Genomic DNA, 1,264 nt, shown 5'->3' with positions numbered 1-1,264 from the left:
ACGTATAGGAAGAATAAACGCCCTTTTCACCCAAGTCCAACAGCTTTGGACCGCAGTTGACTCTTTCGACACCCCTGCGATGCAACCCAATCCGGCTGACGGGGAGCCAGCAACGCTGAAAATTTACCCTCCTCTTTCCCACTAGCGGCTCCTTTTCCGACAACCAGCACGGCGGATCCCTGCCGCGGCGCTGTGAACGCAGCATTTTGATTGGTATCGTTGGCCTTCAGGCTCGTCAGTCAAACAGACCCAGGAGCAGCTCAGCCGGTGGCGCCCGGCTTTCGGGTAACGCCCTGGTCCCGCTGGTTTCGGCTTTGTGCTTCAGGTGATCAAGGATCTGCTTGATCACTATAGGGTCTTCAATGCAGGCGATGACTTTCATGGCGCCGCCGCAGCCGCTGCAGGTCTCGATGTCGATATTGAAAACACGCTTGAGCCGTTGCGCCCATGTCATCGACGCTCGCCGTTGTGCTGGTGTTGCCGGTTCATCAGCCACCCTGACCTTGTTGCCCCTGCCCCGTTTTGCCGGCGTGACCAACGCCCGGTGCCGACTGTTGGGTGCGAACACCCCGTGGAAGCGGGTTAGGTTGACTCTGGGCTTCGGTACCAGGGCGGCCAGCCTTGCAATGAAATCCAATGGTTCGAAAATGACGTGCGTGGTGCCGTCCCGGTACGGCGTCTTGAGCTGGTAGCGCACGTTGCCGCCTCGTGTTAACGACAGCCGCTTCTCGGATACCGCCGGGCGGCTGATGTACCGGCACAGCCGTTCGAGCTTCTTGCGTTCATCGGCCCTGGCCGCCACGCCGGCGTGCAGGCTGGACCCGGCTACCTTGCCAATCCCGTCACCGAACGGATCACCACTGGTCGGCAGAGTTTGCAAAGTGAACACCTTTCGCCCCGCCTGTGAACCGACAGCGATACGGTAAGTGATCGAGTGCCCCAGCAGGGGTGTCATCGGGTCGTCATCCACCGCATCCGAGGCCAGATAGCTGTTTTCGACATCCCGTTCCAGCAGGCCTTGCCGTTCCAGATAGCGACCCACCCGGTGGGCGATGGTGTGCGTCAGCTGGGTGAGCTCTGGGCTGGTCGGCGCCTTGACCCAGCGGAAACGCGCTGAGCCGTGGGATTGCTCGACATACACACCGTCGAGAAACAGCATGTGGAAGTGAACATTCAGATTGAGCGCCGATCCAAAACGCTGGATCAGGGTGACCGCGCCCGTCTTGGCCACTTGGTGGGTATGGCCCGCTTTCTTGACCAGGTG

Annotated in this window: 1 protein-coding gene; it reads right to left on the bottom strand. The window is 60.3% G+C overall.

Annotated elements, in window-relative coordinates; all coding sequences use genetic code 11:
- Positions 1 to 235: 235 nt before the first annotated feature.
- A partial coding sequence (locus H6X51_RS19820) for an IS91-like element ISCR2 family transposase (RefSeq protein ID WP_031430888.1) occupies positions 236 to 1,264 on the bottom strand: 1,029 nt, incomplete at its 5' end.

It is taken from the genome of Halopseudomonas xiamenensis (assembly GCF_014219065.1).
GTDB classification, from domain to species: Bacteria; Pseudomonadota; Gammaproteobacteria; order Pseudomonadales; family Pseudomonadaceae; genus Halopseudomonas; species Halopseudomonas xiamenensis.
This window is presented reverse-complemented; position numbering and strand designations above follow the sequence as displayed.